The sequence below is a fragment of the Salmonella sp. 741265055_HSA genome, from assembly GCF_046569525.1.
In the GTDB taxonomy this organism is placed as follows: Bacteria; Pseudomonadota; Gammaproteobacteria; order Enterobacterales; family Enterobacteriaceae; genus Salmonella; species Salmonella enterica.
This window is the reverse complement of record NZ_JBKFSQ010000023.1, coordinates 15881-40623: the sequence shown is the minus strand read 5'-3', so window position 1 is coordinate 40623 and position 24743 is coordinate 15881. Positions and strand designations below refer to the sequence as shown.

Annotated in this window: 23 protein-coding genes; 2 read left to right on the top strand and 21 right to left on the bottom strand. The window is 53.2% G+C overall.

The window, feature by feature from the left end; all coding sequences use genetic code 11:
• The first annotated feature begins 15 nt into the window (after nucleotides 1–15).
• A complete protein-coding gene (gene yieH, locus ACLD4K_RS13940) occupies nucleotides 16–681 on the top strand; it encodes a 6-phosphogluconate phosphatase (RefSeq protein WP_079944697.1) in 666 nt (221 codons plus the stop codon).
• 94 nt (nucleotides 682–775) lie between these two features.
• Here yieH and phoU read toward each other — a convergent pair whose 3' ends face one another.
• From phoU to ACLD4K_RS13905, 7 genes are all read right to left on the bottom strand, one after another.
• Nucleotides 776–1501, bottom strand: coding sequence for a phosphate signaling complex protein PhoU (gene phoU, locus ACLD4K_RS13935; RefSeq protein WP_000377800.1), 726 nt, complete (start codon nucleotides 1499–1501; stop codon nucleotides 776–778).
• A gap of 14 nt (nucleotides 1502–1515) precedes the next feature.
• Nucleotides 1516–2289, bottom strand: a complete 774-nt coding sequence (pstB, locus tag ACLD4K_RS13930; RefSeq protein WP_000063118.1) for a phosphate ABC transporter ATP-binding protein PstB — start codon at nucleotides 2287–2289, stop codon at nucleotides 1516–1518.
• Between the two features lie 86 nt (nucleotides 2290–2375).
• On the bottom strand, nucleotides 2376–3266 hold the full coding sequence (gene pstA, locus ACLD4K_RS13925; protein WP_000212197.1) for a phosphate ABC transporter permease PstA: 891 nt from the start codon (nucleotides 3264–3266) through the stop codon (nucleotides 2376–2378).
• Complete coding sequence (pstC, locus tag ACLD4K_RS13920) at nucleotides 3266–4225, bottom strand: phosphate ABC transporter permease PstC (protein ID WP_000741630.1); 960 nt, start codon at nucleotides 4223–4225, stop codon at nucleotides 3266–3268. Before pstC ends, pstA begins: the two co-directional genes overlap by 1 nt.
• Nucleotides 4226–4360: 135 nt before the next feature.
• The gene (pstS, locus tag ACLD4K_RS13915) at nucleotides 4361–5401 is read right to left on the bottom strand and encodes a phosphate ABC transporter substrate-binding protein PstS (RefSeq protein ID WP_127175729.1); all 1041 of its coding nucleotides are present in this window, start codon (nucleotides 5399–5401) and stop codon (nucleotides 4361–4363) included.
• Between the two features lie 165 nt (nucleotides 5402–5566).
• Entirely contained in the window at nucleotides 5567–6940 is a 1374-nt protein-coding gene (locus ACLD4K_RS13910; RefSeq protein WP_000162544.1) for a fructose-specific PTS transporter subunit EIIC, read from the bottom strand.
• Between the two features lie 48 nt (nucleotides 6941–6988).
• On the bottom strand, nucleotides 6989–7807 hold the full coding sequence (locus ACLD4K_RS13905) for a shikimate 5-dehydrogenase (protein ID WP_411012027.1): 819 nt from the start codon (nucleotides 7805–7807) through the stop codon (nucleotides 6989–6991).
• A 94-nt stretch (nucleotides 7808–7901) separates the two neighbouring features.
• On the opposite strand from ACLD4K_RS13905, the gene ACLD4K_RS13900 reads away from it, so the two are divergent.
• Nucleotides 7902–9659, top strand: a complete 1758-nt coding sequence (locus tag ACLD4K_RS13900; RefSeq protein WP_411012026.1) for an SgrR family transcriptional regulator — start codon at nucleotides 7902–7904, stop codon at nucleotides 9657–9659.
• Between the two features lie 149 nt (nucleotides 9660–9808).
• On the opposite strand, the gene glmS is transcribed toward ACLD4K_RS13900, so the two are convergent.
• From glmS to mnmG, 14 genes are all read right to left on the bottom strand, one after another.
• A complete protein-coding gene (gene glmS, locus ACLD4K_RS13895; RefSeq protein WP_411012025.1) occupies nucleotides 9809–11638 on the bottom strand; it encodes a glutamine--fructose-6-phosphate transaminase (isomerizing) in 1830 nt (609 codons plus the stop codon).
• Nucleotides 11639–11826: 188 nt separating this feature from the next.
• Entirely contained in the window at nucleotides 11827–13197 is a 1371-nt protein-coding gene (gene glmU / locus ACLD4K_RS13890) for a bifunctional UDP-N-acetylglucosamine diphosphorylase/glucosamine-1-phosphate N-acetyltransferase GlmU (RefSeq protein WP_183059028.1), read from the bottom strand.
• 319 nt (nucleotides 13198–13516) lie between these two features.
• Nucleotides 13517–14215, bottom strand: a complete 699-nt coding sequence (locus tag ACLD4K_RS13885; RefSeq protein ID WP_183059029.1) for a Bax inhibitor-1 family protein — start codon at nucleotides 14213–14215, stop codon at nucleotides 13517–13519.
• A gap of 229 nt (nucleotides 14216–14444) precedes the next feature.
• Nucleotides 14445–14864, bottom strand: a complete 420-nt coding sequence (locus ACLD4K_RS13880) for a F0F1 ATP synthase subunit epsilon (protein WP_001251971.1) — start codon at nucleotides 14862–14864, stop codon at nucleotides 14445–14447.
• A 20-nt stretch (nucleotides 14865–14884) separates the two neighbouring features.
• Complete coding sequence (atpD, locus tag ACLD4K_RS13875) at nucleotides 14885–16267, bottom strand: F0F1 ATP synthase subunit beta (protein ID WP_000190499.1); 1383 nt, start codon at nucleotides 16265–16267, stop codon at nucleotides 14885–14887.
• 26 nt (nucleotides 16268–16293) lie between these two features.
• On the bottom strand, nucleotides 16294–17157 hold the full coding sequence (atpG, locus tag ACLD4K_RS13870) for a F0F1 ATP synthase subunit gamma (RefSeq protein ID WP_000896506.1): 864 nt from the start codon (nucleotides 17155–17157) through the stop codon (nucleotides 16294–16296).
• Between the two features lie 50 nt (nucleotides 17158–17207).
• A complete protein-coding gene (gene atpA / locus ACLD4K_RS13865) occupies nucleotides 17208–18749 on the bottom strand; it encodes a F0F1 ATP synthase subunit alpha (protein WP_183059030.1) in 1542 nt (513 codons plus the stop codon).
• A gap of 12 nt (nucleotides 18750–18761) precedes the next feature.
• On the bottom strand, nucleotides 18762–19295 hold the full coding sequence (gene atpH / locus ACLD4K_RS13860) for a F0F1 ATP synthase subunit delta (RefSeq protein ID WP_368372130.1): 534 nt from the start codon (nucleotides 19293–19295) through the stop codon (nucleotides 18762–18764).
• 14 nt (nucleotides 19296–19309) lie between these two features.
• Nucleotides 19310–19780: a F0F1 ATP synthase subunit B gene (atpF, locus tag ACLD4K_RS13855; RefSeq protein ID WP_183059031.1), complete on the bottom strand. Its 471-nt coding sequence runs from the start codon at nucleotides 19778–19780 to the stop codon at nucleotides 19310–19312.
• Between the two features lie 59 nt (nucleotides 19781–19839).
• Nucleotides 19840–20079 carry a F0F1 ATP synthase subunit C gene (gene atpE, locus ACLD4K_RS13850; protein ID WP_000429386.1) on the bottom strand — a complete coding sequence of 80 codons (240 nt, stop codon included), beginning with the start codon at nucleotides 20077–20079 and terminating at the stop codon, nucleotides 19840–19842.
• Nucleotides 20080–20125: 46 nt separating this feature from the next.
• Complete coding sequence (atpB, locus tag ACLD4K_RS13845) at nucleotides 20126–20941, bottom strand: F0F1 ATP synthase subunit A (RefSeq protein WP_000135632.1); 816 nt, start codon at nucleotides 20939–20941, stop codon at nucleotides 20126–20128.
• An 8-nt stretch (nucleotides 20942–20949) separates the two neighbouring features.
• Nucleotides 20950–21330, bottom strand: coding sequence for a F0F1 ATP synthase subunit I (gene atpI / locus ACLD4K_RS13840; protein ID WP_000116685.1), 381 nt, complete (start codon nucleotides 21328–21330; stop codon nucleotides 20950–20952).
• A 615-nt stretch (nucleotides 21331–21945) separates the two neighbouring features.
• Nucleotides 21946–22569, bottom strand: a complete 624-nt coding sequence (gene rsmG, locus ACLD4K_RS13835; protein WP_001519938.1) for a 16S rRNA (guanine(527)-N(7))-methyltransferase RsmG — start codon at nucleotides 22567–22569, stop codon at nucleotides 21946–21948.
• Between the two features lie 102 nt (nucleotides 22570–22671).
• Entirely contained in the window at nucleotides 22672–24561 is a 1890-nt protein-coding gene (gene mnmG / locus ACLD4K_RS13830) for a tRNA uridine-5-carboxymethylaminomethyl(34) synthesis enzyme MnmG (protein WP_411012024.1), read from the bottom strand.
• Nucleotides 24562–24743: the final 182 nt, after the last annotated feature.

Sequence of the window (24743 nt, the reverse complement as noted above, 5' to 3'; positions counted from 1 at the left end):
TAAAATGGAAATGACATGTCCCAAATCGAAGCGGTGTTTTTTGACTGTGACGGCACGCTGGTCGACAGTGAAGTAATTTGCTCGCGCGCCTATGTCACTATGTTCCGGCAGTTCGGCATTACGCTTGAGCTCACGGAAGTATTCAGACGCTTTAAAGGCGTAAAGCTCTACGAAATTATCGATACCATCAGTAAAGAGCATGGCGTTGCGCTGGCAAAAGCGGAGCTGGAGCCGGTGTACCGCGCCGAGGTTGCGCGTCTGTTCGATACCGAACTGGAAGCGATCGCGGGCGCAAATACCCTGCTGGAGAGCATTAAGACGCCTATGTGCGTGGTATCCAACGGACCGGTCAGTAAGATGCAGCATTCGCTGGGTAAACTGGGCATGTTGCATTATTTTCCCGATTTGCTGTTTAGCGGTTACGATATTCAACGCTGGAAGCCCGATCCGGCGCTGATGCTCCATGCGGCGAACGCCATGAAGGTCAATGTTGAGAGGTGTATTCTGGTGGATGATTCCAGCGCAGGCGCGCAGTCAGGAATTGCGGCGGGAATGGAAGTGTTTTATTTCTGCGCCGATCCGCATAACAAGCCGATCGATCACCCTAACGTGACGACGTTTACCGATTTGGCGCAGTTGCCGGGATTGTGGAAAGCGCGCGGGTGGGAGATTACGCGTTAACTGAAATGCCGGATGGCGCTAACGCTTATCCGGCCTACAGCATCTGTACCTGTAGGCCCGGTAAGCGCAGCGCCACCGGGCAAAAGGATGAGATTTACTCTTTCGGATCTTTCCCCGCCAGCAGCTTATCCAGCTCATCGCCGCCGACGTGACGGAAATCCTGCCCCTTCACAAAGTAGAAGATGTATTCGCAGATATTCTGGCAACGGTCACCGATACGCTCGATAGAGCGCGCGCAGAACAGCGCGGTCAGCACGCTGGGAATCGTGCGCGAGTCTTCCATCATGTAGGTCATCAGCTGACGCACGATACCTTCGTACTCCTGGTCAACTTTCTTGTCTTCACGGTAGATACGCACCGCTTCGTCGAGATCCATGCGCGCGAACGCATCCAGCACGTCGTGCAGCATCTGCACGGTGTGGCGACCCAGTGACTCCAGACTGACCAGCAGCGGCTGGTGCTGCTGGGAGAATTTCTCCAGCGCGGTACGGCAGATTTTATCCGCCACGTCGCCAATGCGCTCCAGTTCGGCGATGGTTTTGATAATCGCCATTACCAGACGCAGATCGCTCGCCGTCGGCTGGCGCTTGGCGATAATACGCACACAGGCTTCATCGATGGCGACTTCCATCATATTAACCTGATGATCGCCTTCTACCACGCGCTTCGCCAGCTCGCTGTCCTGGTTGTGCATGGCGGTGATAGCGTCAGAAAGCTGCTGCTCCACCATGCCGCCCATGGTCATTACCTGAGTGCGGATGCTTTCCAGTTCGGCGTTGAACTGGCCGGAAATATGTTTATTAAGGTTCAGACTGTCCATTACGCACTCCTGAATTAACCGTAACGACCGGTGATATAGTCTTCTGTTTGTTTCTTCGCGGGCTTGGTGAACAGATCGTCCGTGTTGCTGAACTCAATCAACTCGCCCAGGTACATAAACGCCGTATGATCGGAACAACGTGCCGCCTGCTGCATGTTGTGGGTCACGATCACCACGGTGTAATCCTGTTTCAGCTCGGTGATCAGCTCTTCAATACGCCCGGTGGAGATCGGGTCCAGAGCTGAACATGGCTCATCCAGCAGCAACACTTCCGGGCGAATGGCGATACCGCGCGCAATGCACAGACGCTGCTGCTGACCACCGGAGAGAGAGTACCCGCTCTGGTGCAATTTATCTTTGGTTTCGTTCCATAATGCGGCTTTGGTCAACGCCCACTGCACGCGCTCGTCCATATCGGCGCGAGACAGCTTCTCAAACAGACGCACGCCAAAGGCGATATTGTCATAGATGGACATCGGGAACGGCGTCGGCTTCTGGAATACCATTCCCACTTTTGCGCGCAGCAGCGCGATATCCTGGGTGTTGGTGAGAATATTGTCGCCATCCAGCAGAATTTCACCTTCCGCGCGCTGCTCCGGATAAAGCGAATACATTTTATTGAAGGTACGCAGTAGCGTTGATTTACCGCAGCCGGATGGCCCGATAAATGCCGTTACCTGATTCTTCGCGATATCCAGATTAATGTTCTTCAGGGCATGGAATTTGCCGTAGTAGAAGTTCAAATCACGAACCTGAATCTTACTCGGGGCAGTTTCAACCATACTCATTTCACTCTTTTCCTCATCCAGCGCCGCATCCGCCACGCCGTAAAATAATGCCTGATGGCGCTACGCTTATCAGGCCTACAATGTCTTTAACCGTGTTTTTTCTTCGCGAAAACAACACGCGCCAGAATATTCAGCAGCAGTACGCACAGGGTAATAATCAGCACGCCCGCCCAGGCTAATTGTTGCCATTCGGCAAACGGGCTCATCGCGAATTTAAAAATGGTCACCGGCAGGTTGGCGATCGGCTGCATCATGTCGGTGCTCCAGAACTGGTTCGAGAGCGCGGTAAACAACAATGGCGCCGTTTCGCCGGCGATACGCGCAATCGCCAGCAGGATACCGGTCATAATGCCGGAGATAGAGGCTTTCAGCGTAATCGCGGAGATCATCTTCCACTTCGGCGTACCCAGCGCATAAGCGGCTTCACGCAGGCTATCCGGCACCAGCTTGAGCATGTTTTCAGTGGTACGAATAACGATCGGCACCTGCAGCAGCGCCAGCGCAATCACCCCTGCCCAACCGGAGAAGTGCTGCATCTGCGCCACCACGATGGTGTAAACAAACAGCCCCACAACAATTGACGGCGCGGAAAGCAGAATGTCGTTAATAAAGCGAATGATTTCCGCCAGCCAGGATTTACGGCCATATTCCGCCAGATAGATCCCGGCCATAATCCCCAGCGGCGTACCCAATACGGTAGCCCAGAGAATCAACAATCCACTCCCCGCCAGGGCGTTCGCCAGCCCGCCGCCCGCCGTGTTCGGCGGCGGCGTCATTTCGGTAAACAGCGCCAGCGACATCCCGTCGATACCACGCGTGATGGTGGACATCAAAATCCAGATCAGCCAGAACAGGCCAAATGCCATCGTCGCCATTGAGAGCGTTAGTGCGATACGGTTCTTCATGCGGCGGCGCGCCTGCATCTTGCGACGGGATTCCGCGAGCTGCGCGGTGTTCTGCATATCAAGCGTAGCCATTAACGTGCTCCCTCGTTCTTCGCCAGACGCATAATCATGAACTTAGACGCCGCCAGGACGATAAAGGTGATCACAAACAGGATCAGCCCCAGTTCCATCAACGCTGCCACGTGCAGACCCGATTCCGCCTCAGCGAATTCGTTCGCCAGCGCGGAAGTGATGCTGTTGCCCGGCATATACAGCGACGCGCTGTCGAGCTGGTAGGTGTTGCCGATGATAAAAGTGACCGCCATCGTTTCACCCAGAGCACGGCCCAGTCCCAGCATAATGCCGCCGATCACGCCATTTTTGGTGAACGGTAGCACGATGCGCCAGATAACTTCCCAGGTAGTACAGCCGATACCGTAAGCGGACTCTTTCATCATTACCGGCGTTTGCTCGAAGACGTCGCGCATAACCGCCGCAATGTAGGGGATGATCATGATGGCGAGGATGACGCCCGCCGCCAGAATGCCGATACCAAATGCCGGGCCGGAGAACAGCGCGCCGACAAACGGAATGTTGGAAAGAATATTGCCTACCGGCTCCTGGAAGTACGTCGCAAACAGCGGCGCGAAGATAAACAGCCCCCACATGCCGTACACGATACTGGGAATTGCCGCCAGCAGTTCAATAGCGATGCCGAGCGGACGCTTTAGCCAGCCTGGCGCCAGCTCGGTTAAAAACAGGGCAATGCCGAAACTGACCGGAACGGCGATCAGCAGTGCGATAAAGGAGGTCACCAGCGTGCCGTAAATGGGCACCAGCGCGCCGTAGATATCGTTTGGCGCGTCCCATTCCTTAGTCCAAAGAAATGAGAAACCAAATTTCTGAATACTTGGCCAGGAGGAGATGATCAATGAGACGATAATACCGCCCAACATCAATAGCACAATCAGCGCAGCCAGTTTTACCAGCGCGCTGAAAATCATGTCGCCTTTTTTACCCGGCGGGTTAAAAGCAGGCTTGGTTGCAGCCATAAATTACTCTTTCCATTAAACGCATTTTACGACGTTGCCCCTGCCGGATGGCGCTACGCTTATCCGGCCTACAACGTGGGCCTGCGGTCGAAACCGTAGGGCGGATAAGCGTAGCGCCATCCGCCAATTCGTTAATTAATACAGCGCCTTACCGTTGCTGTCTTTTATACTGGTCTTCCAGGCAGTACGAACCTGCTCAACGACGTTATCCGGCAGGCTGGCGTAGTCCAGATCATTCGCCTGTTTAGCGCCATTTTTGTAGGCCCAGTCGAAGAACTTCAACACTTCAGCACCCTGCTCAGGTTTCTTCTGCGCTTTGTGGACCAGGATAAAGGTGGTGGAGGTGATTGGCCACACATCGTCACCTTTCTGGTTGGTCAGATCCTGCGCGAAGGTTTTGCTCCAGTCTGCGCCTTTCGCCGCATTAGAGAAGCTCTCTTCCGTCGGGCTTACCGGCTTGCCGTCGGCAGAAACCAGTTTGGTGTAGGCCAGGTTGTTCTGCTTGGCATACGCATACTCAACGTAGCCGATAGCGCCTGGCAGACGCTGTACAAATGCCGCGATGCCGTCGTTACCTTTACCGCCCAGGCCGGTTGGCCAGTTCACGGTAGAACCCGCGCCCACTTTCGACTTCCACTCGTCGTTGACTTTCGCCAGGTAACTGGTGAACACGAAGGAGGTACCGGAACCGTCAGCGCGACGCACCACGGCGATGTTCTGAGAAGGCAGCTTCACGCCTGGGTTCAGTTTGGTGATGGCTTCATCATCCCACTTTTTGATTTTACCGAGGTAGATGTCACCCAGCGTTTTACCGTCCAGCACCAGTTCGCCGGATTTGAGGCCTGGAATATTCACCGCCAGCACCACGCCGCCGATCACCGTCGGAAACTGGAACAGGCCTTCCTGATTCAGTTTTTCGTCAGACAGCGGGGCATCGGAAGCGCCAAAATCAACGGTATTCGCGGTGATTTGTTTCACGCCGCCGGAGGAGCCGATACCCTGGTAGTTAACTTTATTACCCGTTTCTTTGTTATAGGTATCTGCCCATTTGGCATACACCGGCGCAGGAAACGTTGCACCGGCACCTGTCAGGCTTGCTGCTGCAAAGGCAGAGAACGCGCTCATCGATAAGGTCGCGGCGACAACAGTTGCGACAGTGGTACGCATAACTTTCATAATGTCTCCTGCACGGTTTCGGTAAATCATTGTTTGAGTTGCTACGATGAGCAAAATAGGACAAATTGATGACAGTTATATGTCTTGATTATTACGGTTTGATGACAATGGAAATAAAAAAGCTGGCCCGGGGAGACACCAGACCAGCCTGCAGGGGGAGATGAATTAAACTGTTTGCGCAACCGCAGACGGTTTCAACAGCGCGTACATCAGGCCGCAGGCAATAGTGCCCAGGGCAATCGAGAGCAGGTACTGCATCACATGTTCTACCGCATGCGGGATCGCCAGGACAAAGAGACCGCCGTGTGGCGCCATCAACGTACAACCGAAATACATGGAAAGCCCCCCGGCGATTGCGCCACCAACCATCGTGGAAGGGATCACGCGCATCGGGTCACGCGCGGCGAAGGGAATCGCCCCTTCAGAGATAAAGCACAGCCCCAGGATAAAAGATGCATTACCCGCTTCATGCTCAGCGGCATTGAATTTCGCTCTGGCCGCCCAGGTTGCGACGCCCATTCCTAATGCCGGTACCATCCCTGCCGCCATAATGGCCGCCATCGGCATATACGAATGAGAAGCCAGTAAACCGACGCCGAAGGTATACGCCGCTTTATTCACCGGCCCGCCAAGGTCAAAACCTTGCATTGCGCCCAGCAACATTCCCAGCAAAATAGCATTCGTAGAGGTCATATTCCCCAGGAACGTCGTCAGCCCTTCCATCACCGCAGACACCGGGCCCCCCACCACGTAAATCATGATAAGGCCAGTAATCAGCGTAGACAGTAGCGGCAAAACCAGCACAGGCTTAAGCGCTTCCATTGACGCCGGCAGCTTAATATTTTGCGCCAGAAACCGTACGCTGTAACCGGCCAGAAAACCGGCCACAATCCCTCCCAGGAAACCAGCGCCGCACAGGCTGGCCAACATCCCGCCAATAAGCCCCGGGGCCAGACCCGGACGATCGGCAATTGAGAAGGCAATAAACCCAGCCAGTACCGGCACCATCAGCGCAAAGGCCGCCTTACCACCAATTTGAAATAGCGCAGCCGCCAGCGTGCCCGGCTCGTTGAAGGCCTGGATACCGAAGACAAAAGAGAGTGCGATACACAATCCTCCCGCCACCACCAAAGGAAGCATATGGGATACGCCGGTCATTAAATGCTTATAAACGCCGGGTAGCTCTGTTTTACCAGCTGAAGAAGAGCGCCCGGCACTCCCCTGATAGACCTCGGCGCTATTGAAAGCATTATCCATTTCCTGCGCACTCTTTTTTAGCGCCGCGCCGGTACTGGTGCGATAGAGTCTTTTGCCAACAAAGCCTGACAGATCCAGTTCAATATCCGCCGCGATAATCACCACATCCGCTTGCGCTATCTCTTCCGCGGTCAGCGTGTTCTTCGCCCCGACGGAACCGCGGGTTTCAACCTTGATCCAGTCACCACGCTTGCGGGCTTCAATTTCCAGCGCTTCGGCAGCCATAAAGGTATGGGCGACGCCCGTCGGACAGGCCGTCACAGCAACAATTTTTTTAGTCATAGTAGGGTACCCTGTTCTTTTAATTTAAAGAAAAAGCGGGAAAAAATGTTACAGGCGTGACCAGGCCGCGGCTTTCTGGAACAGCGCGTCATCCGGGCGAATCCCGGTATAAAGGACAAATTGCTCCACGGCCTGAATAGCAAACACTTCGGAACCGGTAATCACGGTTTTACCGCATTCACGGGCGTAGCGGATTAGCGGCGTGACGGGCGGTAGCGCCACCACATCAAAGATAACGCTCGCCTTATCTACTTCTTGTTTGGAATAAGAGAGTTTGTCGGCATCATTACCGCCAGCCATTCCGATAGGCGTGGCGTTAATTAACAAATCGGCTTTAATACCGTCGGTATCCGGGCGCCATTCATAGCCATAGAGTTCGGCCAGTTGTTTACCTGACGCTTCATCAATCGCGACAATATAACCACGGGTAAACCCCGCATCCTTCAGCGCGCAGGCCACCGCCTTTGCCATACCACCGCTGCCACGCAAAGCAAACACCAGGTCGGGAGAGACCTTGTAATTCGCCAGCAAGCGAGCTATTGCAATGTAATCGGTGTTGTACGCCTTCAGATGGCCATTGGTATTCACAATGGTATTAACTGAGTGAATGGCCTGAGCAGAAGCATCCAGTTCATCCACCAGCGGAATGCAGGCTTCCTTAAATGGCATAGAGATCGCGCACCCGCGGATCCCCAGACCGCGCACGCCGCTAATGGCCTGCGTAAGATCGGTCGGCGAGAAAGCTTTGTAGAGATAATTGAGATCCAGCGCTTCGTACAGATAGTTGTGAAAGCGTGTACCGAAGTTACTTGGGCGTGCCGCCAGGGACATGCAGACCTGAGTGTCTTTATTAATGCGCTTTGTCATGATGAATCCTCATAGAAGTTGCGATAGAGAAAATCATCGGCTAAAAAGGGGATATTAAAAATTGCTCATTCCCGTTCGGGAAATTTCACCTTTTATGACAACCCGGCACACTGAACAAAAATACTTAAAGCTACTCCAGCACTATGGCGACAAGCCTGTTAGCGTGACATTACAGGAGCTGGCGGATGTGTTGTTCTGCACCCGGCGGCATATGCGTAATCTGTTGCTTCAGATGCAGGAGGCAAAGTGGCTCATCTGGCAATCACAGGCCGGACGTGGGCATCGCGCCCGGCTTCACCTGCGCTATAAACCAGAACAGCTATTAAGCGAAAAGGCGGAGCAGTTACTGGAGTCTGGTCATGTTGATCAGGCCATTCAACTGCTGGGTAAAAATAAGCACCAGGTGGCGCAACTGCTGCGCTCAAAACTGGGCTATAGCGTGCGGGCGGACTATCAGCGGCTGTGCATCCCCTATTACCGGACAATGCCGTCGCTGTGCCCCGGCATACCGTTGCGTCGCTCTGAGCAGCATCTGGTCAGGCAGATTTTTAGCGGCCTGACGCGCATAAATGAGGAAAAAGGTGAAGTCGAAGCCGATCTTGCCCACCACTGGCGGCAGATTGATCCACTGCGCTGGCGTTTTTATCTGCGCCCCGCCGTCCTCTGGCATGATGGCCAGGAGCTGACGATCGACGCGGTTATCGCTTCACTGACCCGCAGCGCTAAGCTGCCGTTGTTCTCGCACTTGCAGACCATTCAGGCCACCGGGCCGCTGAGTCTTGAAATTACGCTGGCGCACCCGGATAACCGACTGCCGCTGCTGCTCAGTCATATTGATGCCATGATCCTACCGCCTGATCATACACAACGCGCTGATTTCCCGGCACATCCTGTGGGGACTGGCCCTTATGAGGTGGTGGAAAACAATGGCTTTCATCTGCAAATGAAGGCCTTTGACCACTATTTCGGTCTGCGCGGGCTGCTGGATGAAGTGGAGGTCTTTATCTGGCCGAATTTAACGGAGACAGACAACCTGGCGGAATCGCTGTCGGATAACGACACGGCAGCCTGGCTCAGCTCCAGCCTGAGCGATGAGGATTACGTTTCCGGACGGCTTAGCCAGGTAGCCGGCAAACCTTCTGACAACCTGCGCGAGATGTTTCTCGAGCGTGGAGGATATTTTTTATTATGCGACAGCCGCTCCCCGCACTGGCATACCGCCGAACATCGCCGCTGGCTGCGGGAAACACTCAGCCCTTACGCCATACTCCAGCATCTGAGTGAGGCAATTCGCCCCTTCTGGGTACCGGGCGGTAGCCTGCTGTCCTCCTGGTTTCATACTATTGAGGCGGGCCCGGCCTGTTCACCTTTTATCTCGTCGTCGCCCTACGCGAAACTGCGTCTGGCCTATCACGATCAGCACCCTGAATTTCCAATGCTCCTGGATATCATGCAAGAGATCATGCGCCAGCAGGGCATTTTACTTGAGGGCGTTGCACTGAATTATGATGACTGGGCAAGCGGCAAGGCTGAGGTTGATCTCTGGCTGGGGACGGTCAATTTCCCCATTCCCGAAGAGTGGAACGTCGGTACATGGCTGCTGGGCTCCCCTTTACTGCGCCACGCCATCAGCGGTGGGGATGATGCGCTGCTGGCCCAATGGGAAACCCAGTGGCATGCCGAAACCATCAGCGCGGAACAACTGGTCAGGGAAACCACCCGTTCAGGCTGGCTACAGCCGCTTTTTCACCACTGGATGCGACTCAAAAGCCCCGACCGGGCCAGGGGGATCCACCTGAATAACCTGGGATGGTTTGATTTCCGATCCACCTGGATTGAGCCAGGGCCTTAAAGAAGAGAATGTTACCGGGTGCCCGTAGCGCTGGCAGGCGTAGCACCTCTTAGTCGCTCTTCAGCCACCATAGAGAAAGAACAGCGCCTGTCACGGCGCACAAAAAAAGGCCGTCTATCGACGGCCTTCTGCCTGGTACTACATTTGACTTACTCTACCGTCACCGATTTCGCCAGGTTACGCGGCTGGTCAACGTCGGTGCCTTTAATCAGCGCCACGTGATACGCCAGCAGTTGCAGCGGAACGGTGTAGAAGATAGGCGCGATCACTTCTTCCACATGCGGCATCTCAATGATGTGCATGTTGTCGCTGCTCACAAAACCCGCATCCTGGTCGGCGAAGACGTACAACTGACCGCCACGCGCGCGAACTTCTTCGATGTTGGATTTCAGTTTCTCCAGCAGTTCGTTGTTCGGTGCCACCACAATCACCGGCATGTCGGCGTCAATCAGCGCCAGCGGACCGTGTTTCAGCTCGCCTGCAGCATAGGCTTCCGCGTGAATATAAGAGATTTCTTTCAGCTTCAGCGCGCCTTCGAGCGCAATCGGATATTGATCGCCACGACCGAGGAATAACGCGTGATGCTTGTCGGAGAAATCTTCCGCCAGGGCTTCGATACGTTTGTCCTGCGATAGCATCTGCTCAATACGGCTCGGCAGCGCCTGTAGGCCATGAACGATATCATGCTCAATGGACGCATCCAGACCTTTCAGACGCGCCAGTTTCGCCACCAGCATCAACAGCACGGTTAACTGGGTGGTAAAGGCTTTGGTAGATGCTACGCCAATTTCCGTACCCGCGTTGGTCATCAGCGCCAGATCGGATTCACGCACCAGCGAAGAGCCCGGCACGTTACAAATGGCGAGCGATCCGAGGTAGCCCAATTCTTTGGATAAACGCAGGCCCGCTAAGGTATCTGCGGTTTCGCCAGACTGGGAGAGCGTGATCATCAAGCTGTTACGGCGCACGGCAGATTTGCGATAACGGAATTCAGAGGCGATTTCAACGTCGCACGGAATACCTGCCAGCGATTCAAACCAGTAACGGGAAACCATACCGGAGTTGTAAGACGTACCGCAGGCGAGGATCTGAATATGCTCAACCTTCGACAGCAGTTCGTCGGCGTTCGGTCCCAGCTCGCTTAAATCCACCTGACCGTGGCTGATGCGCCCGGTAAGGGTGTTTTTAATCGCGTTCGGCTGTTCGTAGATCTCTTTCTGCATGTAGTGGCGGTAAATACCTTTATCGCCCGCGTCATATTGCAGATTGGATTCGATATCCTGACGTTTTACTTCCGCGCCGGTGTTATCGAAGATATTTACCGAACGGCGAGTGATTTCAGCGATATCGCCCTCTTCAAGGAAGATAAAGCGACGAGTCACTGGCAACAGCGCCAGCTGGTCAGAAGCGATAAAGTTTTCGCCCATACCCAGGCCAATCACCAGCGGGCTACCAGAACGTGCCGCCAGTAGGGTATCCGGGTGACGGGTATCCATGATCACTGTACCGTACGCACCACGCAGTTGCGGGATAGCACGCAGAACAGCCTCACGCAGAGTACCGCCCTGTTTCAGTTCCCAGTTTACCAGGTGTGCAATCACTTCGGTGTCGGTTTCAGAAACGAAGGTATAGCCACGCGCTTTTAACGCTTCACGCAGCGGTTCATGGTTTTCGATGATGCCGTTATGCACCACCACAATGTGTTCAGAAACATGCGGATGCGCGTTAGCTTCTGAAGGTTCGCCGTGCGTCGCCCAGCGAGTGTGAGCAATACCGGTGCCGCCATGCAGCGGATGTTCTTCCGCGGCCTGAGACAGCATTTGTACTTTACCGAGGCGACGCAGGCGGGTCATATGACCTTCTGCATCAACCACGGCCAGACCGGCAGAGTCATATCCGCGGTATTCCAGACGACGTAAACCTTCAAGAAGGATTTCAGCTACATCACGCTGCGCGATAGCGCCAACAATTCCACACATAGTTTTATTTCCTGATTATGGCATTACGCCATGCGTTGTCGCTGACCTGTATGCCCGTCGTTGCGGGCGCCCCGAGCCTTGTAGAGAGTGGGGTTATTTTTATAAGTACTGCTCATGGAGCGGAGGATTATTTTATCTTCTCATCTCCGGTCTGCCGGATGGCGCTGACGCTTATCCGGCCTACAAAATCACTTTTTCTTCACCGGACGCTGCCAGCCTTGTTTATGCACCTGCGGCACGCGGCTTAATACCAGTTCATTGTCAGCTACGTTACGGGTGACGGTAGTCCCTGCGGCGATGGTAGCCCCTTTACCAACAGTAACCGGCGCCACCAGTTGGGTATCGGAGCCGACAAACACATCGTCGCCAATAACCGTTTTGAATTTATTCGCGCCATCATAGTTACAGGTGATGGTCCCCGCGCCGATATTCACGTTGTCGCCAATTTCCGCATCGCCCAGGTAGGTCAGATGACCGGCTTTAGAACCTTTACCGAGGCGCGCTTTTTTCATCTCAACGAAATTGCCGACGTGAGCGCCCGCTAACAGCTCCGCGCCGGGACGCAGGCGAGCAAACGGACCGATGGTGCAGGCTGCTTCCAGATGCGCATCTTCCACCACGCTGTATGGGCTGATTTCACAGCCATCGCCAATGACGCTGTTTTTAATAATGCAGCCTGCGCCGATCTTCACGCGATGACCGAGCGCCACGTTACCTTCGATGATAACGTTAGCGTCAATTTCGACATCACGCCCGTGAGCCAGATTACCGCGCAGATCAAAACGTGCCGGATCACGCAGCATCACCCCTGCCAGCAGCAGTTTCTCCGCCTGTTCGGCCTGGTAAATACGCTCCAGACGAGAAAGCTGTAGACGGTTATTCACTCCGTCCGTTTCGCTGATGCGAGCCGGATGCACCGCGGCGATTTCCCGTCCTTCCTGATAAGCCAGCGCGATGATATCTGTGATGTAATATTCACCCTGCGCATTATTGTTAGTCAGCTTAGACAACCAGCGTTTCAGGTCCGCGCCGTTGGCGATCAGAATACCGGTGTTAATTTCCTGGATCTGACGCTGTTCATCAGTGGCGTCTTTATGTTCAACGATGCCGGTCACTTTACCGTTTTCACGCGTAATACGGCCATAGCCGCTCGGATCGTCCAGCTTTACGGTTAATAACCCAATACCCCCCTGCGGTTTGGCATCGCGCAGGCGCTGTAAGGTTTCAACCGAAATCAGCGGCACGTCGCCGTAAAGCATTAAAATATCTTCATCGTCGCTAAAGAAGGGCGCGGCCTGCTGCATTGCGTGACCTGTTCCCAACTGTTCCGCCTGGAGCACCCAGTTCAGCTTGTCATCTTTCAGGGTCTGTTTTAACAACTCGCCACCGTGGCCATAGACCAGATGAACCTGTGCGGCCCCTAATTTAGTTGCTGCATCAATGACATGCTGCACCATGGGTTTACCCGCCAGCGTGTGCAGCACTTTAGGAATATCGGAATACATGCGCGTGCCTTTACCTGCGGCAAGGATCACTACGCTCATAGCACTATTTAACATACGCGTCCTGACTGTAATTTGAGAACGAATTTATACTGTTTCACGTTGAAAATACTACATTTTTTTCATCGTAAAATGGAAGAAGGATAAAACGCTCACCGGGATAACATCCCCGCCTGCTAATGAATCATTTTCGTTCATTAGCGCGCCTTTTGTCTCCTGAAAAGTAAAAATACCCGCGTATTGGCAACGTAGTCCGATGTTTTTGCTGTTTTTTTGCACCATAAATAAAGAAGATAACGTAGTAAAGCGCAGGGGGGTCAGAAAAGCAAAAACCAGCGACAGGGGCCGCTGGTTTTCCGTTGCGCGTATTTTTTACTTAATTACGCGACATAAAAATCCGCAAAATATACCAGAACATGGTCGCGATAGAAGCGAACAGATGTAACGCCGCGCCAGCAGGACGATCGGTAGGGTAATGGTGAATAATGTTAGAAGTATCGTAAAGTATAAACCCGGCGCACAGCAGTACCATTAGCGCAGAAAACCAGACGCCCAGCGAGAAGCCGCAGATGACGCTGGCAATAATCGCCCCAAGAGCAATGCATCCAGCCATAGTCAAAAGCGAGCGCAGAAATGAAAAATCTTTTTTTGTGGAAAAAGCGGTAAACGTCAGGCCGCCAACCAGCAACAGGGTCGTAATCGCCGCCGCGCCAATGATCGACGGGTTAATATACGCCGCCAGCGTTAACAACGGGGCAAAAATCAGGGATTCCGCCAGAACATAAATCCCCAGACCAATAAGTTGCGTATGGTTAGAGCCAGCATCATCCGCCAGTCGTGTTGCCAGCATTCCCACCAGCATAAAAGCGCCGAGAACCACCAACCAGCTATATTTTCCGCCAGCCAGCAGGACATCAAGCATAAGCTCGCCGACCCCTATGAACATCCATGCCGCGCTCAACACGATAAAACCGACGATGGCGACGGCGAGATGGAGATAAGCGCGACGAATAAAGGTAGTACGATCAATCCTTGAGTCGGGTTGTGGACCCGCAAAGGACGGCTGAAATGACATAGTAATAATCCCTCATTTAATGCAATAAAAACGCATCCATTCCTTCCTTCTTCGCACAATGTGCAGATGCCAATGACAGAAAGAAGGATTTAATGAAAACAGCGCTGTCGCTGAAAACGCATCGCCTTCAGCCGCTTGTTTTTGTCGTTGCTAGTTTATCGAATAAAAATTGAGAGGATAAAAAAAAACCAGTCCGCAATCAGACTGGTTTTATGCTTTCAAGCCGGTGTTACATCGCTTTTTTGGTCAACTCGATAACGCGCAGTTTAGCGATCGCTTTGGCCAGTTCCGCAGACGCCTGAGCGTAATCCACGTCACCGTGCGAGCTCTTAATGTGCTCTTCGGCTTTACGCTTCGCTTCCAGGGCTCGCGCTTCGTCGAGATCCTGACCGCGAATCGCGGTATCCGCCAGAACGGTCACGCTGCCAGGCTGCACTTCCAGAATGCCGCCGGACAGATAGATAAACTCTTCATGACCGTGCTGCTTAACGATGCGAATCATACCAGGCTTAATGGCGGTGAGCAGCGGCGCGTGCCCCGGGTAAATCCCCAGTTCGCCTTCGCTACCCGTAACCTGGATTTTCTCGACCAGACCGGAGAACATTTGTTGCTCCGCGCTGACGACATCCAGGTGGTAAGTCATTGCCATATCACCCTCCGATTAAGGCGTTAAAGTTTTTTGGCTTTTTCCACGGCTTCGTCGATGGAACCGACCATGTAGAACGCCTGCTCCGGCAGGTGATCGTATTCGCCTTCCATGATGCCTTTAAAGCCACGGATGGTGTCTTTCAGGGAAACGTATTTGCCCGGAGAACCGGTAAATACTTCCGCCACGAAGAACGGCTGGGACAGGAAGCGCTGAATTTTACGCGCGCGTGCTACCACCAGTTTATCTTCTTCAGACAGTTCATCCATACCGAGGATGGCGATGATGTCTTTCAGTTCCTGATAACGCTGCAGGATGGACTGAACGCCACGCGCGGTGTCGTAGTGTTCCTGACCAACAACCAGCGGATCCAACTGACGGCTGGTGGAGTCCAGCGGGTCAACGGCCGGGTAGATACCCAGGGATGCGATCTGACGGCTCAGTACCACGGTTGCATCTAAGTGCGCAAAGGTGGTGGCTGGAGACGGGTCAGTCAAGTCATCCGCCGGTACGTATACCGCCTGTACGGAGGTGATAGAACCGGTTTTGGTGGAGGTGATACGTTCCTGCAGAACGCCCATCTCTTCCGCCAGAGTCGGCTGGTAACCTACTGCGGAAGGCATACGGCCCAGCAGTGCGGATACTTCCGTACCGGCCAGGGTGTAACGATAGATGTTATCGACGAACAGCAGTACGTCACGACCTTCGTCACGGAATTTCTCCGCCATGGTCAGACCGGTCAATGCAACGCGCAGACGGTTTCCCGGCGGCTCGTTCATCTGGCCATACACCAGGGATACTTTATCGATAACGTTGGAGTCGGTCATTTCGTGGTAGAAGTCGTTACCCTCACGAGTACGTTCACCTACGCCCGCAAACACAGAGTAACCGGAGTGCTCGATCGCGATGTTACGGATAAGCTCCATCATGTTTACGGTTTTACCTACACCCGCACCACCGAACAGACCGACTTTACCGCCCTTCGCGAACGGACACATCAGGTCGATAACTTTGATACCGGTTTCCAGCAGTTCCTGAGAGTTTGACAACTCTTCGTAGGAAGGCGCTGCGCGGTGAATCGCCCAACGTTCTTCTTCGCCGATCTCGCCTTTCATGTCGACCGGTTCGCCCAGGACGTTCATGATACGACCCAGCGTGGCTTTACCTACCGGGACTTCGATCGGGTGTTCGAGATCTTTTACATCCAGACCGCGACGCAGACCGTCAGAAGACCCCATCGCGATGGTACGCACGATACCGCCGCCAAGCTGCTGCTGAACTTCCAGCACCAGCTTCTCATTACCATTCTGCACCTCAAGGGCATCGTACACGCGTGGTACGGCATCCTGAGGGAACTCGACGTCGACCACGGCGCCGATTACCTGGACAATCTTTCCAGTAGCCATCTTAAATCCTCTACGAAATAACCTGGTTAAACCGCGGCGGCCCCCGAGACAATCTCGGTGAGTTCCTGAGTAATGCTGGCCTGACGAGCTTTGTTGTATACCAACTGCAGCTCTTTAATCAGGCTGCCGCCATTATCGGTTGCGGCTTTCATCGCCACCATTCGTGCGGCCTGCTCGCTGGCCAGGTTTTCTACCACGCCCTGATAAACCTGAGACTCCACATAACGACGCAGGAGAGTATCCAGCAGCGCTTTCGGGTCGGGTTCATACAGGTAATCCCAGGCTTTACGCTTCAGATCATCATCTTCTGACGCCGGCAGCGGCAGCAGTTGAGTGATCGTCGGCACCTGAGACATGGTGTTAATAAATTTGTTGCTGACAATGTAAAGCTTGTCCAGACGGCCTTCGTCGTAGGCCTGCAACATCACTTTAACCGGACCGATCAGTTCGGACAGCGAAGGGTTATCCCCCATACCTGTCACCTGAGCGACAACGTTGCCACCTACGGAATTAAAGAATGACACGCCCTTAGAGCCGATCATTGCGAGTTCGCACTGAACGCCTTTATCGGACCATGCCTTCATATCCGCCAGCAGCTTTTTGAACAGGTTAATGTTCAAGCCACCGCACAAACCACGGTCGGTCGACACTACCAGGTAGCCCACGCGTTTAACGTCGCGCTCTTCCAGGTAGGGGTGCTTATATTCCAGATTACCGTTCGCAAGGTGACCAATCACTTTGCGCATGGTCTCTGCATAAGGACGGCTGGCCGCCATGCGATCCTGCGATTTACGCATTTTGGAAGCGGCGACCATCTCCATCGCTTTAGTGATCTTTTGCGTGTTCTGGACGCTTGCGATCTTACTACGTATCTCTTTTGCGCCGGCCATGAGCTTCTCCTCAATGCCTTACGGCCTGCCCTAAGGCAAGCCGCCAGACGTTACCAGGACTGGGTTGCTTTGAAGGAATCGAGGATGCCTTTCAGCTTGCCTTCGATTTCGTCGTTATAGCCACCGGACTGGTTGATCTCTTGCATCAGCGGAGCGTGATCACGGTCGACGTAAGCCAGCAGTGCGGCTTCGAAGCTACCGATTTTCGCCAGTTCGACATCCGCCAGATAACCACGTTCTGCTGCGAACAGAACCAGAGACTGCTGCGCGACGGACATCGGCGCATACTGTTTCTGTTTCAGCAGTTCGGTCACTTTCTGACCGTGGTCAAGCTGTTTACGGGTGGCATCGTCAAGGTCGGATGCAAACTGAGAGAACGCCGCCAGTTCACGATACTGCGCCAGCGCGGTACGAATACCACCGGACAGTTTTTTCATGATCTTGGTCTGGGCTGCGCCACCTACACGGGATACCGAGATACCCGGGTTAACCGCAGGACGAATACCGGCGTTAAACAGGTTAGATTCCAGGAAGATCTGACCATCGGTAATCGAAATTACGTTGGTCGGAACGAACGCGGAAACGTCACCTGCCTGCGTTTCAATAATCGGCAGCGCGGTCAGAGAGCCGGTTTTCCCTTTCACTTCACCTTTGGTGAAGGCTTCGACGTAGTCGGCGTTAACACGCGCAGCACGCTCCAGCAGACGAGAGTGGAGGTAGAATACGTCGCCCGGGAATGCTTCACGTCCTGGTGGACGACGCAGCAGCAGGGAGATCTGACGGTAAGCAACAGCCTGTTTAGACAGGTCATCGTAAATGATCAGTGCATCTTCGCCGCGGTCGCGGAAGTATTCGCCCATTGCGCAACCGGCATACGGCGCCAGATATTGCAGCGCAGCGGATTCGGACGCGGTTGCCACCACTACAATGGTGTTAGCCAGCGCGCCGTGTTCTTCCAGTTTACGCACCACGTTAGAGATGGTGGACGCTTTCTGGCCGATAGCGACATAGATACATTTGATACCGGAATCGCGCTGGTTGATGATGGCATCGATAGCCAGTGCGGTTTTACCGGTCTGACGGTCACCGATGATCAGTTCACGCTGACCACGACCGATTGGGATCATGGCGTCAACGGATTTATAACCGGTCTGCACCGGCTGATCGACAGACTGACGATCGATAACGCCCGGCGCAATCGCTTCAACGGCAGAGAAGCCGTCATTATCAACCGGACCTTTACCGTCGATTGGCGCACCCAGGGTGTTTACCACACGTCCCAGCAGGCCGCGGCCAACCGGAACTTCCAGGATACGACCCGTACATTTAACCTTCATGCCTTCGGCAAGGTCAGCGTATGGACCCATGACTACCGCACCCACGGAGTCGCGCTCCAGGTTCAATGCGATAGCGTAACGGTTACCCGGCAGGGAGATCATTTCACCCTGCATACAATCGGCCAGGCCGTGAATGCGGATAACACCGTCACTGACAGAAACAATAGTACCTTCGTTGTGAGCTTCGCTCACCACATTGAACTGAGCAATGCGCTGCTTGATCAGTTCGCTGATTTCGGTGGAATTCAGTTGCATGCTCCAGTCCCCTTAAGACTGCAAGACGTCTGCAAGGCGCTCAAGACGGCCGCGTACGCTGCCATCAATGACCATATCACCCGCCCGGATGATAACGCCTGCCATTACAGACTTATCGATTTTGCAATTCAGCTTCACTTTGCGTGACAGACGTTTTTCCATCGCGGCGCTGATTTTCGAAAGCTGCTCTTCACTCAATGCGGTTGCCGACGTAATTTCTACCTCGGAGGTAGCTTCACTGGCGGCACGCAGATGAATAAACTGCTCCAGAACATCCGGGAGCGCATTCAGACGATTATTTTCAGCCATCACCCGAATCAGGTTCTGACCGTTTTCGTCTAACTGCTCACCGCAGACTGCGATAAACGACTCAGCGAGCGTTTCCGGCGCCAGTGCGCCAGAGAGAAGCTCTGCCATTTGTTCGTTCTTGGTTACCTCGGCGGCAAACGCCAGCATATCCTGCCAGCGCTCTACACTTTGGTGTTCAACGGCAAAGTCAAAAGCTGCTTTGGCGTAGGGGCGAGCTACCGTAACAAATTCAGACATCAGCCCCTCCCTCCTTACAGTTCAGCGACAAGTTTATCCACGATGTCGCTGTTAGCAGCTTCATCCACGGAACGTTCGATGATCTTCTCGGCACCAGCAACAGCCAGGATAGCAACTTGCTTACGCAGCTCTTCACGGGCACGTTTACGCTCGGCGTCAATTTCCGCCTGCGCCTGCGCCACGATTTTAGTACGTTCCTGCTCTGCTTCAGTTTTGGCTTCGTCCAGGATCTGAGCGCGGCGTTTGTTTGCCTGCTCGATGATTACCTGAGCTTCCGCTTTCGCTTTTTTCAGCTGGTCGGTCGCGCTGGCCTTTGCAAGGTCAAGATCCTTATGTGCTCGTTCAGCAGAAGCGAGACCGTCAGCAATTTCTTTCTGACGTTTCTCGATGGCTGCCATTAACGGCGGCCATACGAACTTCATGCAAAACCAGACAAAGATAATAAACGCGATGGCCTGGCCGAGGATTGTTGCGTTAAGATTCACAGCACAATGCCTCTATCTAGTTAACCTTCTGATATTGCTCTTAATTCAAGCAACGCTTACTACGCGACAGCGAACATCACGTACAGACCCAGACCTACAGCGATCATCGGGATAGCATCCACCAGACCCATAACGATAAAGAACTGAGTACGCAGCAGAGGAATCAGATCAGGTTGACGCGCCGCGCCTTCCAGGAATTTACCCCCGAGGATGCCGATACCGATCGCAGCACCGATTGCCGCCAGACCCATCATCACAGCGGCAGCCATGTACAGCAGATCCATATTCAGGTTTTCCATGACAGTCTCCAGTTTGTTTCAGTTAAAACGTAGTAGTGTTGGTAAATTAATGCTCTTCGGACGCCATCGACAGATAGACAATCGTCAGAACCATGAAGATGAAGGCTTGTAGCGTAATAATCAGGATGTGGAAAATGGCCCACGGCACATTCAGAATCCACTGTGACCACCACGGCAACAGACCAGCAATCAGAATGAAAATCAGCTCACCGGCATACATGTTGCCGAACAGTCGCAGACCCAGAGATACCGGTTTGGACAGCAGGCTTACCCCTTCAAGGATTAAGTTGACAGGAATGAACGCCCAGTGATTGAACGGCTGCAGCGTCAACTCTTTTGCGAAGCCGCCGATGCCTTTCATTTTGATGCTGTAGAACAGAATAAGGATGAATACGCCCAGCGCCATCGACAGGGTGATGTTGACGTCAGCAGACGGCACCACGCGCGTTGCCGGCAGACCCAGCCAATGCTCAGCGATATACGGCAGCAGGTCGATAGGCAGTAAGTCCATCAGGTTCATAAGGAATACCCAGACGAAAATCGTCAGGGCCAGCGGCGCAATCAGCTTGCTTTTGCCATGGTACATGTCTTTGACGCTGCCATGCACAAAGCCGACTATCAGCTCAATCGCGGTCTGAAACTTGCCTGGCACGCCGCTGGTCGCTTTTTTAGCAACGCTACGGAACATCACCAGAAACAACAGACCCAGCACCACCGAGAAGAACATGGAGTCAATATTGAGCGTCCAGAAGGTGGCTGGGGGGTTCTGCGGATCTACCAGCGAGAAAGTACGCAGGTCCAGCTGAAGGTTATTCAGATGGTGTCCTATGTATTCCTGCGGCGTCATATTTTCTGAAGCCATGATGCCTTTTACCCTTTGTTGTTAATTACAGCCGGCGCCAGTATCTGAACCACCAGCACCAAAACCCACGTAACGATCAGCGGCAAAAAAACCGCCTTTAAAACCGCCAACGCCACCACCAGTAAAACCAGCATCGCTAACACCTTGAAGGCTTCACCGAAGGCGAAAGTCCAGGACACGCGGCCCTTAGCAGGTGTATGCGCCTGGTGACGCCAGGCAAATATCATAAACAACATATTAGGCAGTGCCACTGCCAATCCCCCACATACTGCGGAGATGCCCCAGAAGGGGTCTTTGAGGCAAAACAGCAATCCACTTGCTATTACCGCCAGAAACTGAATGAACAGAAGCTTACGAGCAACGTTTCGACTCACGAGCGACACAGACATCACGTTTTTACTCCTGCTCACTTCGAGGTATGCCGCGTGTCGTATAAAACGTTCTTTAAGACTTAGAGTCAAGCATCAAAAAGCGGTCAAATTATACGGTGCGCCCCCGTGATTTCAAACAATAAGTAGCCAAAAGGTGAATAAATGTTTAAATATTTTTCTCTGGCCCGCATTTTTAACTTTTAGCCAAAGTGTGAACGATCGTACAAAACTGCAAATAGCGCGAAAACACTGGCGATAAAGCGTGCACCAGATCACACATTAAACATATTCATGCTTACGCAATTCATTTACGTGTCAATTCATGCCTTTTCATCTTTTTGATATTTAAGCGTAAAACCAGGTACTGTTTTAAAAATACCAGCTTACACCTTAAAAACGCCCCATTGACATTTATAATAAAAATTTAACAAGCAAAAGTGATTTTTCGATTCGATTTTTAGCAGACTGATATTTACAAAGTTGATTACTCTCTGTTTTAACAAAAGAAGCGACGTTGTCATGTTGAAACGAAACCGTAAATCCAGAGTTAAATGTAACAACGCTGAAATGCGTTATACCTGTCGATTTTTAACACAAGCCGCGTCGTTTTTTTTCTATTTTTTTTGATAAAAATTAAACTTTGTTTGACTTAATAATCACCAGATGCCGCTCGCCTTCCAGTTGCGGAACGCGTAATTTTTCAACAGATTCGACGCTAAAATTGTCAGGTAGTGAGGCAATTTCATCCCCTGGCAATTGCCCTTTTAAGGCATAAAAACGCCCTTTCTCTCCCGGCAGATGGTGACACCAGCTCACCATATCATTCAACGATGCGAAAGCGCGGCTGATAACGCCATCAAACGGCGGTTCGGAGGGATAGGCTTCAACGCGGCTTTGAACCGGCGTGATGTTTTCCAGTTTCAGTTCGTGCTGGACCTGACGCAGAAAACGTACCCGCTTGCCCAGGCTGTCGAGTAAGGTGAAATGCGCGTCAGGGAGAACAATAGCCAGCGGGATGCCCGGCAGTCCCGGTCCTGTTCCTACGTCGATAAAACGCTGTCCCTGAAGATACGGCGCAACGACTATGCTGTCGAGAATATGGCGTACCAACATTTCGTTGGGATCCCGCACTGACGTCAGGTTGTATGCTTTGTTCCATTTGTGCAGCATATCAACGTAGGCGACCAGCAGCGTTTTCTGGTGATCGGTAAGAGAAATACCGGCATCAGCCAGCAGACGAGAGAGTTTGTTGAGCACGGTCATTACCTGTTAATAATCAAATGCCCGATGCGCTTTCGCTTATCGGGCCTACAAATTTGTAGGGCGGGCAAGCGAAACGCCCCCGCCAAATTAGTGTTATCAAGCGCTACGACGCAGCATACCTTGTTTTTTCAGCCATACCAGCAGAATGGAGATTGCCGCTGGCGTAACGCCGGAGATACGCGATGCCTGGCCGATAGACGCCGGTTTATGATCGTTCAGCTTGGCGATAACTTCGTTCGACAGACCGGAAACCTGACGATAATCCAGCGTGGCAGGCAGCAACGTATTCTCGTTACGTAGTTGTTTTTCAATCTCATCCTGCTGGCGAGCGATATAACCTTCGTATTTGACCTGGATTTCCACCTGCTCAGCGGCTTGCTCATCTTCAAGCGCAGGCGCGAATACGGCAAGTGAAGTGAGCTGCGCGTAGGTCATTTCCGGACGACGCAACAAATCTTCGCCGCTGGCCTCACGGGAGAGAGGCGTGGTCAAATGCGCATTCACTTCATCGGCGGATTCCGCAGACGGCGTTACCCATGTCGATTTCAGCCGCTGACGTTCGCGTTCGATATTTTCCAGCTTCTCGTTGAATCGCGCCCAGCGTTCATCATCCACCAGACCCAGCTCGCGGCCCATTTCGGTCAGACGCAGATCGGCGTTGTCCTCACGCAGCATCAGGCGATATTCGGCGCGGGAGGTAAACATGCGATACGGCTCTTTGGTGCCCAGCGTACAGAGATCGTCCACCAGCACGCCGAGATAAGCCTGAGAACGCGCAGGCGCCCAGCCCTCTTTGTCGGCGGAAAGACGCGCGGCATTCAGACCAGCGAGCAAGCCCTGCGCCGCAGCCTCTTCATAGCCGGTAGTACCGTTGATTTGACCAGCAAAGAACAGGCCGTGAATAAATTTACTTTCCAGAGTCGGTTTCAGATCGCGCGGGTCGAAGAAATCATACTCAATCGCGTAACCAGGGCGAACGATCTTCGCGTTCTCCATACCCTGCATGGAACGGACAATCTGCATCTGCACGTCAAACGGCAGGCTGGTGGAGATACCGTTAGGGTAAATTTCGTTAGAGGTCAGTCCTTCCGGCTCCAGGAAGATCTGGTGCTGGTTACGATCGGCAAAGCGCATCACCTTGTCTTCGATCGACGGACAGTAGCGTGGGCCGATCCCTTCGATCACGCCAGCGTACATTGGGCTACGATCGAGGTTATTGCGGATCACGTCATGGGTTTTCTCATTGGTATGCGTGATGTAACACGGCATCTGGCGCGGATGCTGAGAAGCATCACCCAGGAATGAGAAGACCGGCATCGGGTTATCGCTGTTTTGCTGGCCGAGCACGCTGAAATCAATCGTGCGCGCATCAATACGCGGCGGTGTGCCGGTTTTCAGGCGGCTGACGCGAAGCGGGAGTTCACGCAGACGGCGTGACAGCGGGATGGACGGCGGATCGCCAGCGCGGCCACCGCTGTAGTTATCCAGACCAATATGAATTTTGCCGTCGAGGAAGGTCCCGACGGTCAGTACCACCGCTTTGGCGCGGAATTTGAGTCCCATCTGGGTGACGGCGCCAACAACGCGATCGTTCTCGACAATCAGATCTTCAACCGCCTGCTGGAAGATCATCAGATTCGGCTGATTCTCCAGCGCGGTACGAACCGCCTGGCGATAAAGCACTCGATCCGCCTGAGCCCGGGTAGCGCGAACAGCCGGACCTTTGCTGGCGTTTAGTATCCTAAACTGAATACCTGCCTGATCGATCGCTTTCGCCATCAGACCGCCGAGCGCATCCACCTCTTTTACCAGATGTCCCTTTCCAATACCGCCGATCGCCGGGTTGCAGCTCATCTGTCCCAACGTGTCAATATTGTGTGTCAAAAGCAGAGTCTGTTGACCCATACGCGCTGCGGCCATCGCGGCCTCAGTGCCTGCATGACCCCCGCCAATAATAATGACGTCAAAAGGATCCTGATAAAACATGGTAATTGCCTCGCATAACGCGGTGTGAAAATGGATTGAAGCCCAGGCGGTGGATTCTACTCAACTTTAGCCGATGGAGAAAGCCCCGGGATCCGGGCTATTAAAAAGAAGATCTTTTTATTTAGAGATCTGTACTATTGTGATCTCTTATTAGGATCGCACCAGACTGTGGATAACCCGGA

Excerpts from the sequence above, each read along its gene's own strand:
- yieH (WP_079944697.1), top strand. The coding sequence starts at position 16 with ATGTCCCAAATCGAAGCGGTGTTTTTTGACTGTGACGGCACGCTGGTC.
- phoU (WP_000377800.1), bottom strand. The coding sequence starts at position 1,501 with ATGGACAGTCTGAACCTTAATAAACATATTTCCGGCCAGTTCAACGCC.
- pstB (WP_000063118.1), bottom strand. The coding sequence starts at position 2,289 with ATGAGTATGGTTGAAACTGCCCCGAGTAAGATTCAGGTTCGTGATTTG.
- pstA (WP_000212197.1), bottom strand. The coding sequence starts at position 3,266 with ATGGCTACGCTTGATATGCAGAACACCGCGCAGCTCGCGGAATCCCGT.
- pstC (WP_000741630.1), bottom strand. The coding sequence starts at position 4,225 with ATGGCTGCAACCAAGCCTGCTTTTAACCCGCCGGGTAAAAAAGGCGAC.
- pstS (WP_127175729.1), bottom strand. The coding sequence starts at position 5,401 with ATGAAAGTTATGCGTACCACTGTCGCAACTGTTGTCGCCGCGACCTTA.
- ACLD4K_RS13910 (WP_000162544.1), bottom strand. The coding sequence starts at position 6,940 with ATGACTAAAAAAATTGTTGCTGTGACGGCCTGTCCGACGGGCGTCGCC.
- ACLD4K_RS13905 (WP_411012027.1), bottom strand. The coding sequence starts at position 7,807 with ATGACAAAGCGCATTAATAAAGACACTCAGGTCTGCATGTCCCTGGCG.
- ACLD4K_RS13900 (WP_411012026.1), top strand. The coding sequence starts at position 7,902 with ATGACAACCCGGCACACTGAACAAAAATACTTAAAGCTACTCCAGCAC.
- glmS (WP_411012025.1), bottom strand. The coding sequence starts at position 11,638 with ATGTGTGGAATTGTTGGCGCTATCGCGCAGCGTGATGTAGCTGAAATC.
- glmU (WP_183059028.1), bottom strand. The coding sequence starts at position 13,197 with ATGTTAAATAGTGCTATGAGCGTAGTGATCCTTGCCGCAGGTAAAGGC.
- ACLD4K_RS13885 (WP_183059029.1), bottom strand. The coding sequence starts at position 14,215 with ATGTCATTTCAGCCGTCCTTTGCGGGTCCACAACCCGACTCAAGGATT.
- ACLD4K_RS13880 (WP_001251971.1), bottom strand. The coding sequence starts at position 14,864 with ATGGCAATGACTTACCACCTGGATGTCGTCAGCGCGGAGCAACAAATG.
- atpD (WP_000190499.1), bottom strand. The coding sequence starts at position 16,267 with ATGGCTACTGGAAAGATTGTCCAGGTAATCGGCGCCGTGGTCGACGTC.
- atpG (WP_000896506.1), bottom strand. The coding sequence starts at position 17,157 with ATGGCCGGCGCAAAAGAGATACGTAGTAAGATCGCAAGCGTCCAGAAC.
- atpA (WP_183059030.1), bottom strand. The coding sequence starts at position 18,749 with ATGCAACTGAATTCCACCGAAATCAGCGAACTGATCAAGCAGCGCATT.
- atpH (WP_368372130.1), bottom strand. The coding sequence starts at position 19,295 with ATGTCTGAATTTGTTACGGTAGCTCGCCCCTACGCCAAAGCAGCTTTT.
- atpE (WP_000429386.1), bottom strand. The coding sequence starts at position 20,079 with ATGGAAAACCTGAATATGGATCTGCTGTACATGGCTGCCGCTGTGATG.
- atpB (WP_000135632.1), bottom strand. The coding sequence starts at position 20,941 with ATGGCTTCAGAAAATATGACGCCGCAGGAATACATAGGACACCATCTG.
- atpI (WP_000116685.1), bottom strand. The coding sequence starts at position 21,330 with ATGTCTGTGTCGCTCGTGAGTCGAAACGTTGCTCGTAAGCTTCTGTTC.
- mnmG (WP_411012024.1), bottom strand. The coding sequence starts at position 24,561 with ATGTTTTATCAGGATCCTTTTGACGTCATTATTATTGGCGGGGGTCAT.